The sequence below is a fragment of the Streptomyces sp. NPDC020490 genome (assembly GCF_044335305.1).
In the GTDB taxonomy this organism is placed as follows: Bacteria; Actinomycetota; Actinomycetes; order Streptomycetales; family Streptomycetaceae; genus Streptomyces.
Map to the genome: position 1 here is coordinate 44971 of NZ_JBIRUY010000019.1, position 20560 is coordinate 65530.

At 73.1% G+C, this 20560-nt stretch carries 13 protein-coding genes and 1 pseudogene; 8 read left to right on the forward strand and 6 right to left on the reverse strand.

Going from position 1 to position 20560, the window contains the following annotated elements; all coding sequences use genetic code 11:
* Positions 1 to 160: 160 nt before the first annotated feature.
* The gene (locus ACH4ZX_RS20730) at positions 161 to 1159 is read left to right on the forward strand and encodes an RNA polymerase sigma factor RpoD/SigA (RefSeq protein WP_398274522.1); all 999 of its coding nucleotides are present in this window, start codon (positions 161 to 163) and stop codon (positions 1157 to 1159) included.
* 475 nt (positions 1160 to 1634) lie between these two features.
* Here ACH4ZX_RS20730 and ACH4ZX_RS20735 read toward each other — a convergent pair whose 3' ends face one another.
* Complete coding sequence (locus ACH4ZX_RS20735) at positions 1635 to 2636, reverse strand: helix-turn-helix transcriptional regulator (protein WP_398274525.1); 1002 nt, start codon at positions 2634 to 2636, stop codon at positions 1635 to 1637.
* Positions 2637 to 2893: 257 nt separating this feature from the next.
* Here ACH4ZX_RS20735 and ACH4ZX_RS20740 point away from each other — a divergent pair.
* The 3 genes and pseudogenes from ACH4ZX_RS20740 to ACH4ZX_RS20750 form a co-directional block, all read left to right on the forward strand.
* Positions 2894 to 4312 (forward strand): annotated as a pseudogene (locus tag ACH4ZX_RS20740) (MFS transporter); the annotation flags it as partial.
* A 328-nt stretch (positions 4313 to 4640) separates the two neighbouring features.
* On the forward strand, positions 4641 to 4838 hold the full coding sequence (locus tag ACH4ZX_RS20745; RefSeq protein ID WP_360743472.1) for a hypothetical protein: 198 nt from the start codon (positions 4641 to 4643) through the stop codon (positions 4836 to 4838).
* A gap of 263 nt (positions 4839 to 5101) precedes the next feature.
* The gene (locus ACH4ZX_RS20750; RefSeq protein WP_398274529.1) at positions 5102 to 7027 is read left to right on the forward strand and encodes an aKG-HExxH-type peptide beta-hydroxylase; all 1926 of its coding nucleotides are present in this window, start codon (positions 5102 to 5104) and stop codon (positions 7025 to 7027) included.
* A 101-nt stretch (positions 7028 to 7128) separates the two neighbouring features.
* Here the strand turns inward: ACH4ZX_RS20750 and fxsT are convergent, their stop codons facing one another.
* The 4 genes from fxsT to ACH4ZX_RS20770 form a co-directional block, all read right to left on the reverse strand.
* Entirely contained in the window at positions 7129 to 11154 is a 4026-nt protein-coding gene (fxsT, locus tag ACH4ZX_RS20755; RefSeq protein WP_398274533.1) for an FxSxx-COOH system tetratricopeptide repeat protein, read from the reverse strand.
* Positions 11130 to 12206 carry a MoxR family ATPase gene (locus ACH4ZX_RS20760; protein ID WP_398274535.1) on the reverse strand — a complete coding sequence of 359 codons (1077 nt, stop codon included), beginning with the start codon at positions 12204 to 12206 and terminating at the stop codon, positions 11130 to 11132. Before ACH4ZX_RS20760 ends, fxsT begins: the two co-directional genes overlap by 25 nt.
* 141 nt (positions 12207 to 12347) lie before the next feature.
* Entirely contained in the window at positions 12348 to 13850 is a 1503-nt protein-coding gene (locus ACH4ZX_RS20765) for a hypothetical protein (RefSeq protein WP_398274538.1), read from the reverse strand.
* Positions 13847 to 14755 carry a toll/interleukin-1 receptor domain-containing protein gene (locus ACH4ZX_RS20770; RefSeq protein WP_398274541.1) on the reverse strand — a complete coding sequence of 303 codons (909 nt, stop codon included), beginning with the start codon at positions 14753 to 14755 and terminating at the stop codon, positions 13847 to 13849. The genes ACH4ZX_RS20765 and ACH4ZX_RS20770 overlap by 4 nt, the downstream gene beginning before the upstream one ends.
* A 213-nt stretch (positions 14756 to 14968) precedes the next feature.
* Between ACH4ZX_RS20770 and ACH4ZX_RS20775 the strand changes: the two genes are divergently transcribed.
* The 4 genes from ACH4ZX_RS20775 to ACH4ZX_RS20790 all read left to right on the forward strand — a co-directional run bounded on the left by ACH4ZX_RS20775 (position 14969) and on the right by ACH4ZX_RS20790 (position 19719).
* Positions 14969 to 15730, forward strand: coding sequence for a DeoR/GlpR family DNA-binding transcription regulator (locus ACH4ZX_RS20775; RefSeq protein ID WP_324783271.1), 762 nt, complete (start codon positions 14969 to 14971; stop codon positions 15728 to 15730).
* Positions 15727 to 16674, forward strand: coding sequence for a 1-phosphofructokinase (gene pfkB, locus ACH4ZX_RS20780; protein ID WP_398274544.1), 948 nt, complete (start codon positions 15727 to 15729; stop codon positions 16672 to 16674). The genes ACH4ZX_RS20775 and pfkB overlap by 4 nt, the downstream gene beginning before the upstream one ends.
* Positions 16675 to 17155: 481 nt before the next feature.
* The gene (locus ACH4ZX_RS20785) at positions 17156 to 19297 is read left to right on the forward strand and encodes a fructose-specific PTS transporter subunit EIIC (protein ID WP_398274547.1); all 2142 of its coding nucleotides are present in this window, start codon (positions 17156 to 17158) and stop codon (positions 19295 to 19297) included.
* 167 nt (positions 19298 to 19464) lie between these two features.
* Entirely contained in the window at positions 19465 to 19719 is a 255-nt protein-coding gene (locus tag ACH4ZX_RS20790) for a hypothetical protein (RefSeq protein ID WP_398274550.1), read from the forward strand.
* Between the two features lie 46 nt (positions 19720 to 19765).
* Here ACH4ZX_RS20790 and ACH4ZX_RS20795 read toward each other — a convergent pair whose 3' ends face one another.
* Positions 19766 to 20512, reverse strand: a complete 747-nt coding sequence (locus ACH4ZX_RS20795; protein ID WP_398274553.1) for a DUF6227 family protein — start codon at positions 20510 to 20512, stop codon at positions 19766 to 19768.
* Positions 20513 to 20560: the final 48 nt, after the last annotated feature.

Consider the following 20560-nt stretch of genomic DNA (forward strand, 5'->3'; position numbering starts at 1 on the left):
GTCCTGATTCCAGTCGTTGTGCCCATCAGATGCCGGGCACCCGAGGAAAGTGCCGAGACGTACTCGAAGGCGAGTACCGGGCATCTGAAGAAACACCCGCCAGCCCTCCCCACTCTCGACCTCGGTCGAGCGGGGGACCCGCAACGCAAAGGGAGCACGCATGGCAACCCGTGCCGTCGCCCGTCGTCAGTCCGCCTCCGGCGGGACCGTCGACAAGGCCAGCAGTGTTCGCGCACACGGCGGCGAGATCGCGGACCGCGACCTGGTCGGCATGTACCTCGACGAGATCGCGCGCACGCCGCTGCTCGACGCCGCCAAGGAAGTCGAGTTGTCCCAGATCATCGAGGCGGGTGTCTTCGCACAGCAGGTACTCGACGGATACGAGGAGTCCAAGGCCGACGCGACCCGCGAGGAGCTGGCGGCCCTGGTCGCCCAGGGCGAGCGCGCCAAGGACATCTTCATCCGCTCCAACCTGCGCCTGGTCGTGGCCGTGGCCCGCCGCTACCCGCGCAGCGGGCTGCCCCTGCTCGACCTGATCCAGGAGGGCAACGCCGGTCTGGTGCGCGCGGTGGAGAAGTTCGACTACCGCAAGGGCTTCAAGTTCTCGACGTACGCGACGTGGTGGATCCGCCAGGCCATCACCCGCTCGATAGCCGATCAGTCCCGCACCATCCGCCTGCCCGTCCACCTCGTGGAGGAACTGGGCCGCATCCGCCGCGTGCAGCGCGAGTTCAACCGGGAGCACGGCCGGGACCCGGAGCCCACCGAGATCGCCGCCGAGCTCGGCTCGAACCCGGATCGCGTCACCGACGTCCTCGACTGGGCCCGCGACCCGGTGTCGCTGAACATGTCGGTGGACGACGAGGGCGAGACCCAGTTCGGCGACCTGCTCGAGGACACCTCGGCGGTCTCCCCGGAGCAGTCGGTCCTCACCCTGCTGCGCAGCGAGGAACTGGACCACCTCATCGGCCGCCTCGACCCGCGCACGGCCTCCATCATCAAGATGCGGTACGGCATCGAGGACGGCCGCGAGCGCACGCTGACGGAGGTCGGCAAGGAGCACGGTCTGACGCGCGAGCGCATCCGCCAGATCGAGAAGCACGCCCTGCTGGAACTGAAGAAGCTGGCCCGCGACACCGGCTTCGAAGCGGTGGCCTAGCCGGCGCGACGTGGGCGCGATTCCCGGTATGCCGGGTGGCGCAAGACCGCGCAAACAATGGCCACAGGACGCTGCTTCAAGCGGCTGAGCCCTGGGAAAAAGACCTCAGGGCACTAGAGTTCGGGCCCTCTGGACCCGTGAACCGGGGTCGGAGGGACACACCCTCCACCCCCACAGACCACACCCGGTCCCGACGCAACCCCCCGGCGCCGGGACTCTCCCTGAGCCGGGCTTCGGCACCCTTCCCCCCAGGGCGCCGGGGCCCGGCTCCTCTTTCGCCCCGCGTTCGGTGGCGGGTCACCCCGGACCTGAACCCCGGGGTGGCCCGCCGGACGGCAGATTGTTCCATACGGGCAGGGTTTGCCGGGGCGTCCGGGGCGTCCGGGGCGTCCGGGGCGTCCGGGGCGTCCGGGGCGTCCGGCGCGACCGGAGCGAAGGGGGCGACCGGGACCGAGGCCGAGGCCGCTGGGGCGGCCTATCCCGCCTTCCGGTCCGGCTCGGGAGCGCCTCCGCTTCCGGCCCGCGTCAGCCGCCCGCCCATCTCCCGCACGGCGGCGACCAGTTCCTCCGGCTCCCGGACGATGAAGTCGAACCCCAGGATGGCGAGCCGGGCTGCCAGCCACTCGACCGAGTCGCCGACCGTGGCCCGCAGGCGGCAGCCGGTGGCGCCGAGGGGTTCCGGAGTCCCCAGCCAGGACGGCACGCGCGCCGCGACGGCCTCGACGGGCGCGGCGAACGTGACCTCGAAGTCGTAGCCGTACGACTCGTGCCGTCGCTGCATCGACTGCCGCAGGTACTCCGCCGCGCTCCCCGTCGGCAACTCCCGCGGAGCGAACCGCGCACCGGTCGCGAACGGCCGGCTCACCCGGTCGACGCGGAACGTGCGCCAGTCGGCGCGGTCGAGGTCGTAGGCGACGAGATACCAGCGCCGTCCCGTCGACACCAGCCGGTGCGGCTCGGTGACGCGCCGCGACTCGGTGCCGTCCTTGGCCCGGTAGGCGAACCGCAGCCGCTCCCGCCCCGCCACCGCGGACGCTATGGCGGTGAGCGTCTCCGACGCGATGCTCGGCCCGTCCCCGCTGGTCAACGGCGTCGTCGCGGACTGGAGGGCGGTGACGCGGGGGCGCAGGCGGGAGGGCAGCACCTGTTCCAGCTTCGCCAGGGCCCGTACGGACGCCTCCTCGACACCCTCGACCGCGTGCCCCGCGCCGGCCCTGAGGCCGACCGCGATCGCCACCGCCTCCTCGTCGTCGAGCAGCAGCGGCGGCATCGCCTTGCCCGCGACCAGCCGGTAGCCGCCGTCGGCCCCCTTCGTGGCCCGCACCGGGTAACCCAGCTCGCGCAACCGGTCGACGTCGCGCCGGACCGTGCGCCGGGAGACGCCGAGCCGGTCGGCGAGCTCGCCGCCGGGCCATTCACGAGGCGTCTGGAGGAGGGACAGGAGCTGCAGGAGCCGGGCCGGGGTGTCCGTCGTCATGCGTTCGAGGATACCGGAGAACTAGGACATGATCTGACCTATTGCGGCCATAGCTTCGGCACATGACCTCAACCGAATCCCGTGGGGACACGCCCGACACCGCCCTCGTCACACCGGAACGCGTCGCGGAGCCGACCGCTCAGGCAACCGTGGAGCCGACGCCGGAGGCAACCGTGGAGCCGACGCCGGAGGCAGCAGTGGAGTCGACTGCTGAGTCGCCCGCGGACCGTCGCCGCTGGTTCGCGCTCGCCATCGTGATGACGGCGGCCTTCATGGACCTCGTCGACGTCACGATCGTCAACATCGCGATCCCGTCGATCCGGCAGGAGTCCGGCGCTTCCTTCAGCCAGATCCAGTGGATAACGGCAGGCTACGCGCTGGCCTTCGCGGCGGGCCTGATCACGGGCGGCCGGCTCGGTGACATCCACGGCCGCAAGCGGCTGTTCCTCGTCGGCATCGGCGGCTTCACGCTCGCGTCGGCGCTGTGCGGCTTCGCCGCGAACCCGGAGATGCTGGTCGCCTCCCGGATCCTGCAGGGCGGCATGGCGGCGATGATGGTCCCGCAGGTCCTGTCGATCGTGCACGCCACCTTCCCGGCGCACGAACGCGGCAAGGTCTTCGGCATGTTCGGCGCCGTCGTCGGGCTGGGCGCGGTCTCCGGTCCGCTGCTGGGCGCGCTGCTGACCGAGTGGAACCTGTTCGGTCTGGAATGGCGGCCGATCTTCCTCATCAATCTGCCCGTCGGCATCGCGGGACTGTTCCTCGGCGGCCGTTTCATCACCGAGTCGAAGGCGCCGCGGGCGCTGAAGCTGGACCTGGTGGGTGTCGCGCTGGCGACACTCGCGCTGCTGATGCTGCTCTACCCGCTCACCCGCGGCCTCGAGCTGGGCTGGCCGCTGTGGGGACACGTGTCGATGGCCGGTTCGGTCGGCGTCTTCGCGGCGCTGGTGGCCTACGAGCGGCGGAAGGCGGCGCGGGACGGCTCCCCGCTGGTCGAACTGTCACTGTTCAAGGTCAAGAGCTTCGCGGCCGGGATCGCCGTGCAGACCGTGTTCGGTACCGGGCTCGGCGTCTTCTTCCTGGTGTGGACGCTGTACATGCAGACCGGCCTGGGCTGGAGCCCGCTGCGGGCGGGGCTGACGGGCGTGCCCTTCTCGATCGCGGTGTCCGTTGCGGCCGGGCTGTCCGTGCAGAAGCTCGTTCCGCGCTTCGGGCGCAAGGTGCTGCAGGCGGGCGCGCTGGCGATGGGGGCGGGCGTGCTGCTCTACATCGGGGAGTCCGGCCGCTACGGCCTCGGCATCGCCCCCTGGCAGATGGCGCCGCCTCTCGTCGTCATGGGCGCCGGCATGGGCCTGATCATCGCTCCGCTGACGGACGCGAACCTGTCCGAGGTGCCGCGCGAGCACGCCGGTTCGGCGTCCGGGCTGATCAACACCGTGCGGCAGATGGGCAACGCGCTGGGGCTCGGGCTGGTGTCGGTGGTCTTCTTCGGCGAGATCCCTGACCGGCTGAGCCGTCAGGCCGTGGGCCCTGCCTTCGTGGACGCCTTCCGGCACGCGATGGGGTGGGTGGCCGCGGTGATGGCCGTGATCTTCCTGCTGATGTTCGCCCTGCCCAGGCGTGCGGGGGCCGCGTCGGCCGGGGGTGCGGAGGCAGCGCCGGCCGGGGGTGCGGAGGCTGCGTCCGCTGGGGGTGCGGAGACTGCGTCCGCTGGGGGTGCGTCCGCAGGGGGCGCGGCGAGCGGGGCGAGCGCGACGGGCGCGGAGGGCACGTCGGCCAGGGACGCGGAGGGCGTGAGCCCCGAGGCAGACCGTGCGGAGGCGGGTGCGGCAGCGCTGACACCCCACGGCTCCCGGTGATCCGCGGCCTCCCGGCCGCCGCAGCTGCCTGCGGCGGCCGGGAGCTGCGGGGTGTCAGCGCTGGCACGGCGTCGGGGCGGGGGCGAGCAACCCGTTCGACCTGCGCAGGCTCGGCGGCGGGCACTTTTTGCTATACGGTGACGCCATGTCATCGACGGAACACGCCACCTCCTGTGAAGTGACGCAGTCCGAGGCGCCGCGACCCTGGCTGCCGGCCCTGTCAGGACTGTCGCTCGCGGAGATCGCGGCCCTCGACGACGCCGTTCTGCGCCCGTCGGTCGAACGGCTGCGCCGGCGTGTCGACCGTCCGCTGTCCACGATCGCCGGCAGCGACGGCAGCTAGCCCGTCCGGCGAACCTGCTGGAACCGCGGCGCCCGCCACGCTCGACCGACCGCCGACCTGTCGTCAAGGATGCGGGTTCCAGGTTCCGTGCCCTCTTTCCGGCCGGCCTGCGTCCCGGCCTTGCGGCCTGCATTCCGGCGCACGCCACCGCAAGCCCCCGTCGCCCGGAGCCGGCCCGACCCGCCGGACAGGCCCCGGGGCCGACGCCCCGATCCGACGCGGCGTGCACCCCACGTCACGGCCCTTGTGAACGAGGAAACGTCGTGCCCATCCGCCTTCACCACCTCTCGGACCCCGTCCTGCGGTCGCTCAGCTCCGTCACCGAGGACGAGGAGGCCGTCGCCTTTCTGCTGGAGGCGGAGGTGAGCCGACGGCTCCTGCTGCTGCGGGCGCTCCTGGACGCCGCGACCGAGACTCCGCACTGCGACACCGCCGCCGTGCGGGTGCACTGGCAACTGCTGGAGGCCGCCGAACGCGCGGCTCCCGCGGCCTTCCGCACCGTGCTGCTCGACCCCCAGGTCGGCGTGTGGTCAGCGGCCCTGGTACGCAGACTGACCCGGCCGGATCCGCGGTCGACGCCGGACGAGGCGCCGCTGGGCGTGGAGCTCGGCTTTCTCGGACAGTTGGCGGCGGTCGTGCACGTCGCCGCGGGCGGCGACTTCGAGGTGTGCGTGCCCGTACGGGAGGGCCGGGTCTTCCTCCCCGGGCTCGGCCGGGCGACCGTCGGCGGCGATCCCTGGGGCACCGCCCGGGTGTGGGCGCAGGACGGGGTGGTGCGCGTAGCAGCGGGCGGGGTGACCGTCACGCTGCCCGTCGACCCGGAGAAGGACGGCCCCGGATGGGAGGGGCAGCGCCGACTGCGCGCGGAGCACGCCGGGACGACCCTGGACCTGGTGCTGGACGACCTGGGACCGTATGCGCCGGTTCCGGCGCTGCCCGGGGCCGGCCGGCTCTCTCCCGCTCGCCACGCCGCCTGGCAGCGCTGGTTCGAGCGCATGTGGCCGGTCATGGTGGACGACCGTCCCGCGGGCGCCCGCGCGCTGGCATTGGGGCTGCGCTCCATCGTCCCGCTCCCGCGCGGGGAACGGCTGCGGGCCCGCGCGGCGTCCTCGAGCGACGCCTTCGGGTGCGTGCTGCTGTCGGAGCCCGACGAGGACGCGGAGGTCCTTCCCGCCCAGGTAGGCGTCACCGTTCTGCACGAGTTCCGGCACACCCTCCTCAACGGCGTCATCTTCCTCACGCCGCTCTTCGAAGAGAGCGGCGACCTCTTCCACGCCCCCTGGCGCGACGACCCGCGCCCGCTCGGAGGCCTGGTGCACGGCGCGTACGCCTTCTCGGGGGTCGTGCACTACTGGCGTACGCGCGGCCCGAAGGGGCTCGCGGGATTCGAGTTCGCGCTGTGGCGCAGCGCCGTGCGCGAGGTCATCGGGACGCTGCGCGGGCACCCGGCGCTCACCGCGCCGGGGCGCGCGCTGATCGACGCGCTGGACGAGCAGACCGCGGGCTGGCAGGCGGAGCCGGTGGGGGCGCGCGAGCAGCGTCTCGCGTCGCTCGCGGCGGCGCACCACCGTGCCGCCTGGCGCGCACACCACATGCACCCGCCCACGGCACACGCCGCGCACCTGGCGCACGCCTGGCGCGCCGCAGAGCGCGCCGTGGGGCGCCCAGACGACACCGCGCGCCCCGACGCCGTCCCGCGCGCCGGAGCTGTCCCGCACCCGGAAGCCCCCGCGTGTCCGGAAGCCCCCGCGTGTCCGGAGGCGCTCCCGCGCGTCGAGGCCGCCCCGCGCCCCGAGGCCGGCCTGCGCGCCGACCCGCACGCCTGCCGGCTCGACACCCTCGCGCTGCTGGCACGCCTGCGCCTCATCGCACCCGCGGAGTTCCGCGCTCTGCGCGCCGCGGACGACCCGGCGAGCAGTGTCCCCAGTGCCCTCCCCGCCGACCTGGCACTGGTGGACGGCGACCCGGTGACCGCGGCGCAGCTGTACGGCGAGGAACTGCGCGGCCCCGACGCCCGGCCCGCGGCCTGGGCGGGACTCGGCCTGGCGCTGATCGAGTGCGGCGAGCCGGCAGCGGGAACCGCGCTGACCGACCACCCGGAACTGGCCGTGGCGGTCAGCCGTGCGCTGCCCGTCCCGCCGGACCCGCTTGCACTGGCCCACTGGCTGGCGCGCTGGCTGGCCCACTGACTGGCGCGCTGACTGACACGCCGGTCGGTCCGCTGACCGCCCTGACGGTCGACGCACCCGACGGCCGAGCACGCGAACAGGCAGCAAGCGGCGGCTGTTTGTCACAGGGGCAGCGGGTCCATGTCGCAGTCCGCGCGATGACTCCAGTCGGCGGCCTGGGCCACGGCCGGGTGATCGCCGCCCAGGGTGCGGCGCAGGCGTTCGCGGGTGTCCTGGCGCAGGGCCTGCGCCTCCTCCTCCCGCCCCACCGCCCGCAGGTCCATGGCGAGGTTCGCGGCGCAGGCCAGGGTGGAGGGGTGGTCGTCGTCGAAGACCTCCCGCGACCGGCGCAATGTCTCGGTGTCCAGTTCCAGAGCCGCCGCCGCGTCGCCCAGCGTGTAGCAGTCGCTGGCGAGGTTGGTGCGGCAGATCAGGGTGGAGGGGTGGTTCTCGCCGAGCTGCCCGGTGAGCCGTTGCAGGGCCACGGTGTCGATGTAGTGCGCGGTCGGCGCGTCGCCCAGCAGACGGTGGATGACCGCGAGGTTCACCGCGGCGGACAGGGCGTGCGGATGATACGCGCCGTACGTCTCCTCGTACCGGCGGCAGATCTCCGTACCGAGGACCGACGCCTCCCGCAGACGGCCCCGGTGACGCAGATGGATGGCCATCTCGAGGCTGGCGGCCATCGACTCGGGGTTGTGGTCGCCGTACCGGCGCACCAGTTCGGCGTGGATCCGCTCCGCGGTCGCCGCGGCCTCCTCGTGCTCTCCGGCCTTGCGCAGTGCGACGGCGAGGAGGCGGACGCAGGACAGTGTGAACGGGTTGCTGTTGCCCAGCAGCGTCGTGGAGTGCTGCGTGATCTGGTGGTGATAGGCCAACGCCTTCTGGTAGTGGCCCAGTTCACGCAGGTCGACGATCATGCCGAGCCAGGTGCGCAACGAGTCGATGTGGTCCTGGCCGAAGATCTGGGTGCGGCTGCGCCAGGTCTGCTCGTCCAGTTCCAGGGCCCGGGCGAAGCGGCCGACCAGCCGCAGGCTCACCCCGAGGTTGTGCGCGGCCCGCAGGGTCTCGGGGTCGTCGGGGCCCAGGAGCTCCAGATACTGCCGGTGTACCGACTCGGCGAGTTCGAGGGCTTCCGTGAAGGCCCCGCGCACCCGGTGGTCGATGGCGACGTTGCCGAGGGCGTCCAGCGTGTCCTGGTGACCGGGGCCGAGCGCCCGGGTGTGGGCCTCCAGCGTCGCCGCGTTGAGATCGGCGGCCTCCTTGTAACGGCCCATGCTGAACTGTAGGAAGCCCAGCCAGCGGGCGACCTGCAGCGTGTGCGCATGTTCCTCGCCGATGTCGCGGGTCCAGGTCTCGTAGGCCGAGCGGGCCAGCTCCAGACAGGACTCGTAATCACCCCAGCGCAGCAGGTACTTGACCTCGTTCACCACCAGGCGGCGCACCCAGGCCGAGTCGGAACGCACCGCCTCCGAGACGACGACGTGGGGGTACAGGGCGCCGTAACGGTCCCAGCGCAGGGCGTCGTTGGGATCGTTGGGGTCGCTGGCCACCAGCAGCAGGTGGGCGCCGCGCCGCATCGTGGCCCGGTCCTCCTCGGTCATGCGGAACTGCAGCGCCGCCTGCACCAGCCGGTGCATCTGGAGGGAGTTGGTGCGGTGGTTGAAGCGGGCCAGGGAGTACCGGCCGATGTCGCGGATGGCCTGACCGAGGCGGATCGGGTCGTCCAGCGCCGCATCCAGCTCGGGCGTGACGGGACCCGGCGGCACCCGCGAGAGCATGCTTCGCGCGATCGGCTCCGGCGCGTAGAAGGAGCACACCTGCAGCAGCTGGTAGGCGGCCGGGTTCTTCGCCTCCAACTGGTCCAGGGAGATGTTCCAGGCCGCGATCACCGGATGCTGGTTGCCCAGCGGCGCGGTGCCGCGCAGCAGGTCGACGCGTTTCTCGTCGAGCAGCCGCAGGTACTCTTCCACCGGCATGCCGGTCTCCGCATGCCACGCGGCGGCCTGCTCTATGGCGAGCGGCAGATCGCCCAGCGCCTCCGCGAGCCGGTCGGCGTCCGCGTCCTCGATCTCCGGGCCCCGGGCCCGTATCAGCTGCTTGCTCTCCTCCCGCAGGAAGACGTCGACCTCCAACGGACGTGCCAGTGAAGCCCATTGAGGGTTGCGCGAGGTGACCAGGATGTTGCCCGGCCCGCCCGCGGGGAAGAACTGCCGTACGGACTCGGGGCTTTCGGCATTGTCGAAGACCAGGATCCAGCGCGAGTACGGCACACCGGTGCGCAGCGCCTCCAGGACCGCGGCCACGGTCGAGGAGGCGTCGGAGCCGGTCGGCAGGCCGAGTCTCGGGGCCAGTTCCACCAGGGACAAGGAGATCTGCGCGGTCCGCTCCGCGGAGATCCACCAGACCACGTCGTACTCACTCATCCTGCGGTACAGGTACTCGACCGCCAGCAGGCTCTTGCCGACGCCGCCCATGCCGTGCAGGGCATGGGGGAGTACGGCGGTCGCCCGCTCCCGCAGCAACCGCTGGTGGAGCGCGTCGAGGAGCGCTTCACGGCCGGTGAAGTTCGGGTTCCGGGGCGGGATGTTGCCCCAGATCGTCGGCGTGGAACCGGCGCGTCCGTCGTCTGTCGTGTCCGCCGGGGCCTGCTGCGGCATCACCGGCCTCCTCTTCCCGTGAAGGGTCGTCTCGTGAACGGGGGTTCCGTGAGCGGTGGTTCCGTGAGCGGTGGTTCCGTGAACGGTGGTTCCGTGAGCGGTGGGTGCGTGAGCGGTGGTTCCGTGAGCGGTGGTGCCGTGCTGCCGTGCCCGCTGAGCGTCGTCCCGGTGGGCCGCGAGGGTCGTGCGGGCCGCGAGGACCTCGTCCACTTCTCTCGCCGGCTTCAGGAACGGTCCGGACAGGGCGTGGAGCACGGCGCTCTCGGCCATGAGCCACGGCCCGGACTCCTCGTCGACCGGGGGGAGCCGGTGCTCGGCGGCGCCGCGCAGCAACCGGGGCAGTCGCCACAAGTGTTCCCCGCCGGATCCCCTGCGATCCCCCACGAACTCGACGACCCGCACCAGATCCGGTCGCCGTGCCGCGGCCAGCAACTCGTCCCGCACGCCGGCGCCGAACTCGAACGTCCCCGCCTCCCGGCCCACCGGCACGACAAGGCCGTACACGAGCAGTTGGGCGAAGTCGGTGAGGGAGGTGCCGGGCAGCAGCGCCTGCTGGATCTCGGTGATCAGTCCGGCGGTGAGGGGGAGGGCGGCGAGCATGGTGGCGAGCGTGAACACGTCGCGCGGCACGGACGACCGGAAATGCGCCACCCGCGCCGCCGCCGTGACCGTCGACTGGCTGTCGCTGCTGTTGCTGTTGCCGTTGCCGTTGCCGTTGCCGCTGTCGTTGTCGGCGGCGTCGACGGGCACGCGCGCGTGGGGGAACATCACCGTCAGCGGCAGCCATGCGGGCGGGGCCGCGCTCAGCAGCCCGGACCAGGCGTCCAGCCAGCGTGGGGCCAGTTCGAGCACCGGGACCGGCACATCGGGCCGACGGTCGGGCGGCATGTCCCGCACGTCCGGACCGAGGCCGCGAGGCCGCCAGCGTGTCCGGTGGTTGGGCGCGCCCGGCCCGGGGGAGCGCAGCAGCACCTGCCAGCCGCGCAGTCCCGTCGCCCGCCACACCGCGTGCGGTAGTAGGTGGATCAAGGCGGTCGGCCCGGACTGTCCCCAGCGGCGCAGCAGAGGTTCCACCTCGTGCGTGCGCCAGCGCGGGCCCGCACCGTCGGTGAGGAGCAGGGTCAGCCGCGACGCCGCGGGCCGGCGCGGCAGCGTCGCCGGCCCCGCGCTGCGGGTGAGCGGGAGCCGGTGCACGGTGACGCGGCGGGCCGCGCCGGCGTGTTGCAGGACGGTCGCGAACTCACCGACTGTCGGCAGCCACAGGCCCATCGTCGGACCGGTGTCGGCCACCACCGCCACCTCCCGGACGCCGGCGCGTCGGAGCCTGCCGCCCAGGCGCCGCAGGGCGGCCGGGACGCCGGGGGGCAGGGCGGGGGGAAAGCCGCCGCTGCTCCGGGAGGCCGGCCAGGAGGGCGGTCGGCCGGTCGGGGGCCCGTCCGGGAGCGGCACCCGCCGAGGTCCCGTCACGGCTCCTCCGGCGCGGTCCACTCCCAGACGGCGTCCACGGCCTCCTGCCAGCCGCCGTTCTCGGCCAGCGTCGTCAGGACGCCGTCGGCGGCCAGCCGCAGGGCGTCCAGGAACCGGTCGACTACCGGTCCCTCGCTGCGGACGGCCCGGTCCAGGAAGGCGTCCACGACGTCCGGCGCGGGGTCGGGTGCGGATGCGGGTGAGGCGGAGGCGGGTGTGGGGCCGGCGGGCGGGACGGGGATTCCGGGCCCGGACGGGAAGTGGTTCGCGGCGATGGCGCGCAGCAGTTCGGGGCCGGGCCGCCTCGTGCGCAGGGTGACGCAACGTCGTACGAGATCCGTGGACAGGTCACGCTCGCCCGTGGTCGTGATGACGATCACCGGGAAGGCGTGGCACCGCACCGCCCGGTCCCGCAGCACCACCGTGGCCGCCGGATCGTCGTCGGTGGCCACCTGCGTCTCGGCGGGCGTGTCGGGCATGTCGGGCGCGTCGGACACCGCGGACGCCGGAGACGCCGCGGATCCCAGGGACGGCACGGACGCCGTGCCGGGCAGACGGAAGCCTCCGGCGGCCAGGACCGTGCACAGGTCGTCGGGCAGGGCGATCTCGGCGCGGTCGAGCCGATCGATCAGCAGCACCCGGGGCCTGGCGTACGGCAGGAACGCGGTACCCAGGGGGCCCAGCCCGATCCGTCCTCCGTCCCCGGTCTCGTACAGTCCCTCCCGGAGTGTGCTCAGCGACGTGATGCGCCAGCGAAGGACGCGGCCGAGCCCCAGTTCCCGGCTGATGCGGTAGGCCAGCGTCGATTTTCCGGTGCCCGGCTCGCCGGTGACGAGCAGGGGGCGGCTCAGGCGCAGGGCCGCGTTCACCCGGTCGACCTCCTCCGGCGGCGCCGGCAGGTGCTGCCGCGGGGCACCCAGCATGATGCGGGCGTACGGGTCGGAGGCGGGCGGCGGGGGAAGGTCGGGGCCGCCGCCGAAACTGCGCCAGGGCGGCGCCTCGGGCCACGGCTGGTGCGCCGTACCGGGCAGGCCCGTGCCCCGGTACGGCCCCCACGACACGCTGTTGGGCATCGACGGCATCGACGGCGTCCCTTCGGATGATGGCCTGACACGTACGGTCCACGTACGGTCCTTGATCCGGTGCTGGAACCGGTGCTGGAACCGGTGCTGGTGTGCGGAGGGCCGGGGCAGGCGCGGGCGCGCCGAATGTGGTCATGGCGCTTCGGGGAGTACGGGCTTGCGGTCGGGGTCGTCCCACAGCACCGCGAGGTGCCGGCCGATGTGCGTCGCGTCCTCGTCCTCGATGGCCGCACGGCGGCGGAAGGCCGCCACCTTGGCCGGAAACCGCCGCAGGCCCTCCGCGAGCAGTCCGTCGATGACATCCCGGAACTCCTGCGGCGAACGGCCCTCGCGGTGCCAGATCACCACCGGCAGCCCGCTGCGCAACGCCGCCTGCAGTTCCCGCCGGCTGTGCGCCCGGGTGGGCACGGGCGGCTCGCTCAGCACCAGGGCGACGCAGTGCTCGTCGTCGCTCAGGCGTGCCTCCAGGCCGCGCAGGTGGTCGCCGTTCGTCCGCGCGACGTTGACGTACACCGACTTCGACGGGTGCTCGTCCCGGGCCAGCTGCTGCCAGCGGGAGCGCCAGAAGCGGTACCAGTCACGGTTCTGCAGCCGGTCCAGGCTGCGCACGACCACCGGGTAGTCCACCGCGAGCGGCACGCCGGGTACCTCGGAGGTGTCCCGGGGCCAGCGGTCGACGGGCAGGTTGAGCAGCTCGAAGGGGAGCACGAACTCCAGCGACACCTCGGCCAGCCGATCGCCGCCCGTCTCCTCGACCCTCCTGATGACGTCCGTCACCGTCTGCTGCAGCCGGTCGGTCGGCACCCGCACCACCGTGTCGCCCAGTTCCCAGATCCGGCCGCGCGCGTCCGACATGAGGGAGTAGGAGACGGTGTAGTGACCGTCCTCCAGCGGATCGGGCGCGATGTGGATCGCCAGGTACTCCTGGTGCGGCCGGGCCACCGGCGGCGCGGCCGGACTCGCGGCGCGGTCGCGGTCGAGCAGCTCCGCCAGACCGCAGCTCAGAGCCCACTGCCGGTTGCGGGCCAGCAGCTCACGGGCCGTGGCCGGCTCCATCGCCTCGGCACTGCGGTCGAGGTACACCATCCACGGCGGCAGCCCGTTCCGCGTGGCGCCCTGGCCCGCCATGTGCAGGAAGTCGTGCCAGCAGCTCACGGCGTGCGGCGGCGGTACGACGACCCTGGATTCGGTGGCCGCCCGGACCACGGCAGTGCGCATCGCGTACGACATCGTCAGTCCGCCCAGGGCGCCGCTCAGGAAGTCCCAGGAGCCGGTGACCTGCGGCAGCCCGTGCAGCGAGTCGACGGCGGTCCACTCGTCGGCGAGCCGTTGCACCGCGGGCGCCTGGGGGCAGCCTGGCTCCACCAGCGCCAGGGTGCGCGCCAGGGCGGACAGGCCGTCCTGGTGGCGGGTGCAGAACCGGAACAGCTCCACGAGCTGCAGCGGCAGCGTCGGCTGCTCCCGCAGGTCGGCTCGGCGCCCGAGCGCCTCGCCGACCATCTCGACCAGCAGAGCGCGCGCGGAGCGGTCGTGCAGGGCGGGCACCTGGAGCAGCGCGGCCTGCGTCTCCTCACCGATCCGCTCCCGTATCCGTAACGCCGGGGTGCCGCGGCCCGAGCCGCCGTCTCCCGTCAACGCCGACCCGCCGGGTCGGGGGAGCCGGCGCCGGGGAAGGCGGGACCGACGGTGGTTGGGGGACGGCGGCCGGTCAGTGGGTGGCCGGTGAGGGGACGGCTGGTCAGCGGGTGGCCGGTGAGGGAGCTGCCGGCGGCTGCGAGCAGCCGGGCACGGGCCTCGCCCTCGGTCAGGCCGCCCGTGAGGTCGACGTACGCCGTGTCCGGCAGGGGCCACGGGGGACGGCACTGCTCGACCAGGACCGGCAGCAGCGCACCGCTGCCGCCCTGCGGATCCCTCGCGCGCACCGCCCGCCACACCAGGCCGGGGTACGGGCCCGAGAGGTAGCCCGCGGACAGCACGGGGACGGTGCGTTCGCTCCGCTCCACGCCACTGCGCACGTCAGGGTGACCGGCGTCGACGGGGCCGTCGCCGCCGGGGGCCGCGACGTGCCGTTCCCGTACGAGGACGCGGCAGCCGGCGTTCTCCAGCTGCCAGGCGATCCAGGACGCCCACCGGCGGTCGGTCGCGGCGTACGACACGAAGAAGTGGACGCGGTCCGCGGGTGCCGCCGCGCCGACGGTTCCGCCCGTGGGATGCCCCGCCGGGGGGTGCCGCATGCTCCGCACCAGGTCACCGATGGCCTCGGCGGTGCAGCTGTGCCCTTCGAGGAGCGACACCGCTTCGGCCAATGCGGGCGGTCCGTCCTCACCCGCGCGCAGGCAGAACCGTACGAGCTCGAGCAGTTGCCCCCGCGCCGTGGGCTGTTCCCGCACGATCACCGGACGCCCCAGTGCGTCGCCCACCAGCTCGACCAGCGTGGCCCGGGCACCGCGGTCGCCGAGGGCCGGGGAGGCGCACAGCGCCTGCACCGCGGCGCGCAGCCAGTCCTGGTCCGGGTGGGTACGGAGACCGTCCCTGTCCACAACACCCCCCGAGAAGTTGTGTCCGAGAGTCCAGGATACGGACGCGGTGACACGGCGTCAGGAGTTCTGCGGGGCGGGAGCGAGAGGGCGGCGACCATTCGCCCGATGCCTGTTTGTGTCCGTCTCGCATCCGAACCTGTTTACATTCCGGAAAAGCGGGCGTAGCCTCCCAAGGAAACCACACGTTCGGGCATAAGTCGGAGGCGAACGGACATGTACGCACCGGAGCGCCAGCAGGAGATCCTCCGGCTGGCCCGTGACGGCGGCCGGGTGGATGTGGTCTCGCTGGCCGAGGAGTTCCAGGTGACGGCGGAGACGATCCGACGCGACCTGAAGGCCCTCGACCGCGCCGGCCTCGTGCGCCGGGTGCACGGCGGTGCCATTCCGGTCGGACGCCTCGACTTCGAGCCGGACCTCGCCGAGCGCGAGGGCACGGCGGCCGACGAGAAGGACCGCATCGCGAAGGCGGCCGTCGCGGAACTGCCGGGCGAGGGCACGATGATCCTCGACGCCGGTACGACCGTGGCGCGGTTCGCGGCCGCCGTCCCGCTGGAGTCCTCGCTCACCGTCGTCACCCACAGCCTGCCGATCGCGGCCCGCCTCGCGGACCACCCCGGCATCCAGCTCCACCTCGTCGGAGGGCGCGTACGGCACCGTACGCGCGCCGCCGTCGACGCCTGGGCGCTGCGGGCGTACGGCGAGATCCGGGCCGACGTCCTCGTCCTCGCGGCCAACGGCTTCTCCGTCGACCACGGCCTGACCACCCCCGACCTCGCCGAGGCCGCGGTCAAGCGGGCCGCGATGGCCGCGGCCCGGCGCGTGGTACTGCTCGCCGACTCCTCCAAGTGCGGCCAGGAGCACTTCGCCCGCTTCGGGGACCTCGGCGACGTGGACCTGCTGATCACCGACAGCGGGCTGAGCCAAGAAGACACCACCGCCATCGAGCGCGGCGGCACGGAAGTAGTGCGCGCATGATCCTCACCGTCACCCCGAATCCGTCCCTGGACCGCACCTACGAGGTTCCGTCACTGGAGCGCGGTGAAGTCATCCGCGCCACCGGCGAACGCATGGACCCGGGCGGCAAGGGCGTCAACGTCTCACGTGCCGTCGCGGCCGCCGGGCGGCGCACGGTCGCCGTTCTGCCCCTCGGTGGTGCGCCGGGGGCGCTCGTGGCCACCCTGCTCGACGCGCAGGGCATCGAGGTCGCGCCGGTTCCGGTCGCCGGCGACACCCGCTCCAACATCGCGCTGGCCGAGGCGAACGGCGTGCTCACCAAGATCAATGCGCCGGGGCCCGAGCTGTCCGCGGCGGAACAGGAACTCCTGCTGGAGACGGTGCGCGAGCAGTCGCGCGACGCGGACTGGATCGCGTGCTGCGGGAGCCTGCCGAGGGGACTCGCGCCGGCGTGGTACGCCGATGTCGTGGCGCGGGCGCACGCCGGGGGCGCGCGGATCGCGCTGGACACCTCGGGGCGCGCGCTCCTTGAGGCGCTGGCCGAGCGGCCCGATGTGGTGAAGCCGAACGCCGAGGAGCTCGCGGAAGCCGTCGGGCGCCCCCTGGCCACCGTGGGCGACGCGCTGAAGGCGGCCGAGGAGTTGCGCGAGATGGGCGCGGGCGCCGTGCTCGCGAGCCTGGGCGCCGACGGGCAGTTGCTCGTGGACGGCACGGGCGCCTGGTTCGGCAGCGCACGCGTGGAGGCCGTACGCAGCAACGTCGGCGCCGGAGACTCCTCGCTCGCCGGCTTCCTGATCGCGGGCGGCAGCGGCCCGGAGGCCCTCGCCTCCGCGGTCGCGCACGGAGCGGCGGCCGTCCAGCTGCCGGGCAGCGTGATGCCGGCGCCGGCCGATCTGGATCCCTCGGCCGTGACCGTCACCGCCGAAGTGCCGGTGGACCGTGCTCTGAGGGAGCCGGTGTCATGACCCCCCTCACGACACCCGCCGCGATGGCCCCCACGACGGACCCTGCGACGGACCCTACGACGGCCCCCACGCCGGTGACCGCTGCCACGACCGCGGGGGCGCCGACCGCCGTGCTCCCCGAAGGACCACCGGAACGGGCCTTCGGACCGACCATCGAGCCGACTACCAAATCGACTACCGAACCGAGCAGCGCACCGAACACCGAACCGACCACCGAACCGAACACCGAACCGACCATCGATCCGGCCACCGATCTGGTTACCGCTCCGGGTCTCGAACGGCGAGGCTCCCCGCTGCTCGCCGCCACCGACGGGAGGCAGGGCCGCCTGAGCCGTTCTGCCGCCCCCAGGGGGTGGGGTTTCCCCGGCTCCGCCCCCTGCCGCGCGGGTCTCCCCGCCCGCGCCGCCATCCCCCACAGCACCCCCGTCCCCACCTCCGCCCACCCCACGTCTCGGGCGATACGCGTGCGAAGGAGCCCGCGATGAGCAAGATGATCACCGCGGACCTGGTCGATCTCGACCTGTCCGCCGATACCAAGGAAGCGGCGGCGCGTGCCCTCGCCGAGCGCATGGTGGCCCAGGGCCGGGTGACCGACCTGGAGGGCTTCCTCGCCGACGTGGCCGCCCGTGAGGCCCAGATGCCGACCGGCCTGGACGGCGGCATCGGGATCCCGCACTGCCGCAGCGCACACGTCACCGAGCCGACGCTCGCCTTCGGGCGCAGCCGTGCCGGGATCGACTTCGGCGCCCCGGACGGCCCCGCAGACCTGATCTTCCTGATCGCGGCGCCCGCAGGCGCCGACGATGCCCACCTGACGATCCTGTCGTCACTGGCCCGGCAGCTGATGAACGCCGAGTTCACCGGCGCGCTGCGCTCGGTGGGCGACGCGGCGGCCGCGGCGGCGCTCATCCGCGGCGAGGAGCCGACGGCGGAGGCCGGGCCGTCGGCGACGGCCGAGACCCAGGGCGCGCGGCCCGAGGGCGCAGCTGAGGGCGCCTCCGAAGACTCCGTGGCGGCGTCGGGGGCGGCCTCCGTCGACGCCGCCACGGGCAGCGCGGCCCCGGCGCCGGGCGCCACCGCTCCGGCGCCGGGCGCCAAGGAGTCCGCCGACGCCCCTGCCTTCCGTATCGTCGCGGTCACCTCCTGCCCGACCGGCATCGCCCACACCTACATGGCTGCCGAATCGCTGGAGAACGCCGGACGCGAGGCGGGCATCGAGGTCGTCGTCGAGACGCAGGGCTCGGCCGGCTTCACCCGGCTCGACCCGGCCGTCATCGCTGCGGCGGACGGCGTGATCTTCGCGCACGACGTGCCCGTGCGGGAGAAGGAACGCTTCGCCGGGAAGCCGACCGTCGACGTCGGCGTGAAGGCGGGCATCAACCGCCCCGCCGAGCTGATCTCCGAGGTGCGCGACAAGGCCGCGCGCGGTGAGGTGAACGCGGGGGCGCCCGCCGGGGCCGGTACGCCGGTCGAGCGCGCCGGTGAATCCGGCGAGGGCTACGGCACCAAGCTGCGCAAGTGGCTGATGTCGGGCGTGAGCTACATGGTCCCGTTCGTCGCGGCGGGTGGTCTGCTGATCGCCCTCGGCTTCGCGATCGGCGGATACAAGATCAACAAGGCGCCGTCGGTCATGGACCACTTCGTGTGGGGCCAGGCGGACAGCTGGGCGGCGCTGCTGTTCCAGATCGGCGCCGTCGCCTTCGGCTTCCTCGTCCCGGTGCTGGCCGGCTACATCGCCTACGGCATGGCGGACCGTCCCGGTCTCGTCCCCGGCTTCGTCGGCGGCGCGATCGCCCTCACCATCAACGCCGGTTTCCTCGGCGGCCTGGCGGCCGGTCTGATCGCCGGTAGCGTGGTGATGGCGATCCAGAAGGTCAACATTCCGGCTGCGCTGCGCGGCATCATGCCGGTGGTGGTGATCCCGCTGATCTCCTCGGCGATCGTCGGGTTCCTGATGTTCGTCGTGATCGGCAAGCCCATCGCCTCCGCCCAGAAGGGCATGACCGACTGGCTGAACGGCCTCTCCGGCGCCAACGCCATCCTGCTCGGCATGCTGCTCGGCCTGATGATGTGCTTCGACCTCGGCGGCCCCGTCAACAAGGTCGCCTACACCTTCGCCACCGCCGGCATCGCGGTCTCCGACCCGAGTGACTCCGCGATGAAGATCATGGCCGCGGTCATGGCGGCCGGCATGGTCCCGCCGCTGGCGATGGCCCTGGCCACGACCGTGCGCGGCAAGCTCTTCACCGAGACCGAGCGCGAGAACGGCAAGGCCGCCTGGGTCCTGGGCGCCTCCTTCATCTCCGAGGGCGCGATCCCGTTCGCGGCGGCCGACCCGCTGCGCGTCATCCCCTCCTCGATGGTGGGCGGCGCGATCACCGGAGCGCTGTCGATGGCCTTCGGCGCCACTCTGCGAGCCCCGCACGGCGGCATCTTCGTGGTCCCGCTGATCGGCAACCCGTTCCTCTACCTGGTCGCCATCGCGGCGGGCGTGTGCGTCACCGCGGCACTGGTGGTCGTCCTGAAGGGCATACGCAAGCCGGCTCCCGGCACGGCGGCCGGGCAGGCGGCCGACGGCTCGGTCACCGCGAAGGCCGGTGCGAAGCAGCCGGTGGCTGCCTGACACCGGCCGGAGGGGGCGGCGCCCACGGAAACCGCCCCCCTCCGCATGTCCTTTTCGGATGCTGTGAGTTGTTCACGGCACCTGGGGCAAGTGCGACGCCTGCGTGTCATGCGAGATACGTCACGGTCCGGGACGGAAGTCCCGGACCGTGGTGTCTACTGGAACGCATGTCTGAGCACGTCTCGATCCTCCGGTCGCTGGGCGTCGCCGTCCTCGCCCTGACGGCCGTCGTCTGGGTGATCCTCCTGACCCGCATCCTGCGCCGCGGCCGCACCCGGGCGGGCAGGCGGCCCGCCGCCCCCACACTGGACGCCCTCCCGTACCAGGCTCAGGCCGGACCCCACCTGGAGTCCGTGGAACTGACCCCTGCGGAGCGAGACGCCTTCGCCGGCCTGGTGCGGCAGCTCAGCGACGGCCACTGAGGCGCGCGCCGGGCTGCTGAGGAGCATGTCCGGCGCGCTCTTCCGGTCAGGAGACCTGCGCCGCCCGCCGTTCCATCGCGTCCCGCGCCGCGTCCTCCGTCGTGTACACCTCGCACATGTGCCGTCCGTCCGGCGTCGCCGTGTGCTCGACCTCCCACAGGGACACCTCCTCGCCGTCGCGCAGCAGGAACGCGTGCTCGTACAGCGAGAAGCACAGCCCGCTGCGACCCGCTCGGCACGGACGCCCGAAGGCCTGCACGATCTGGTGCGCGAACGCCGTCCTCAGCAGCGCGGCGGTCTCCGCACCCGGCCGGTCCGGGTTCTCCGCGCGACGCAGGAGCCGGCGCGCGTGGTCCGCCGAGTCGTCCGGCACGTACGCGTGTCGAGGCACAGGGACCGACGACCACTGCACCGTCACCGGCAGCTCGAAGTCGGCGGCGTCCGGCGGCATCGGCAGCCGCGCGGTGGCGACGCGCAGCTCCTCCTCGTCGACGTACACCTCGTGCTGCGGGGCGCCGCCCGGCGCGGTGTTGTGCACGAGCTCCCAGAGCGTGAGCGCCGAGCCGTCGACGAGCAGCCACGTGTGCCGGTACGTCTCCCGGTGCAGCCCCGCGCTGTGGTGCGCCGAGTGCAGCGAGCTGTCGTGCGCCAGCGCACTGTCGAGTCGTCGTATCGTCTCGTCCGGAAGCTCGAAGGAGTTCAGAGCACGGCCGAGCAGTCGCGCGAGGTGCTCCTCCGGAGACTCCGGCGACTCGTGTGGTTCGTACGCTGCCGTCTCGTACGGAACGCTCAAGGTCTCTCCCGGCGTTGCTGCATGTCACCTTGTGGGTGCATACCGTAG

Excerpts from the sequence above, each read along its gene's own strand:
- ACH4ZX_RS20730 (WP_398274522.1), top strand. The coding sequence starts at position 161 with ATGGCAACCCGTGCCGTCGCCCGTCGTCAGTCCGCCTCCGGCGGGACC.
- ACH4ZX_RS20790 (WP_398274550.1), top strand. The coding sequence starts at position 19,465 with ATGTCTGAGCACGTCTCGATCCTCCGGTCGCTGGGCGTCGCCGTCCTC.
- pfkB (WP_398274544.1), top strand. The coding sequence starts at position 15,727 with ATGATCCTCACCGTCACCCCGAATCCGTCCCTGGACCGCACCTACGAG.
- ACH4ZX_RS20785 (WP_398274547.1), top strand. The coding sequence starts at position 17,156 with ATGAGCAAGATGATCACCGCGGACCTGGTCGATCTCGACCTGTCCGCC.
- ACH4ZX_RS20775 (WP_324783271.1), top strand. The coding sequence starts at position 14,969 with ATGTACGCACCGGAGCGCCAGCAGGAGATCCTCCGGCTGGCCCGTGAC.
- ACH4ZX_RS20760 (WP_398274535.1), bottom strand. The coding sequence starts at position 12,206 with ATGCCCAACAGCGTGTCGTGGGGGCCGTACCGGGGCACGGGCCTGCCC.
- ACH4ZX_RS20745 (WP_360743472.1), top strand. The coding sequence starts at position 4,641 with ATGTCATCGACGGAACACGCCACCTCCTGTGAAGTGACGCAGTCCGAG.
- ACH4ZX_RS20735 (WP_398274525.1), bottom strand. The coding sequence starts at position 2,636 with ATGACGACGGACACCCCGGCCCGGCTCCTGCAGCTCCTGTCCCTCCTC.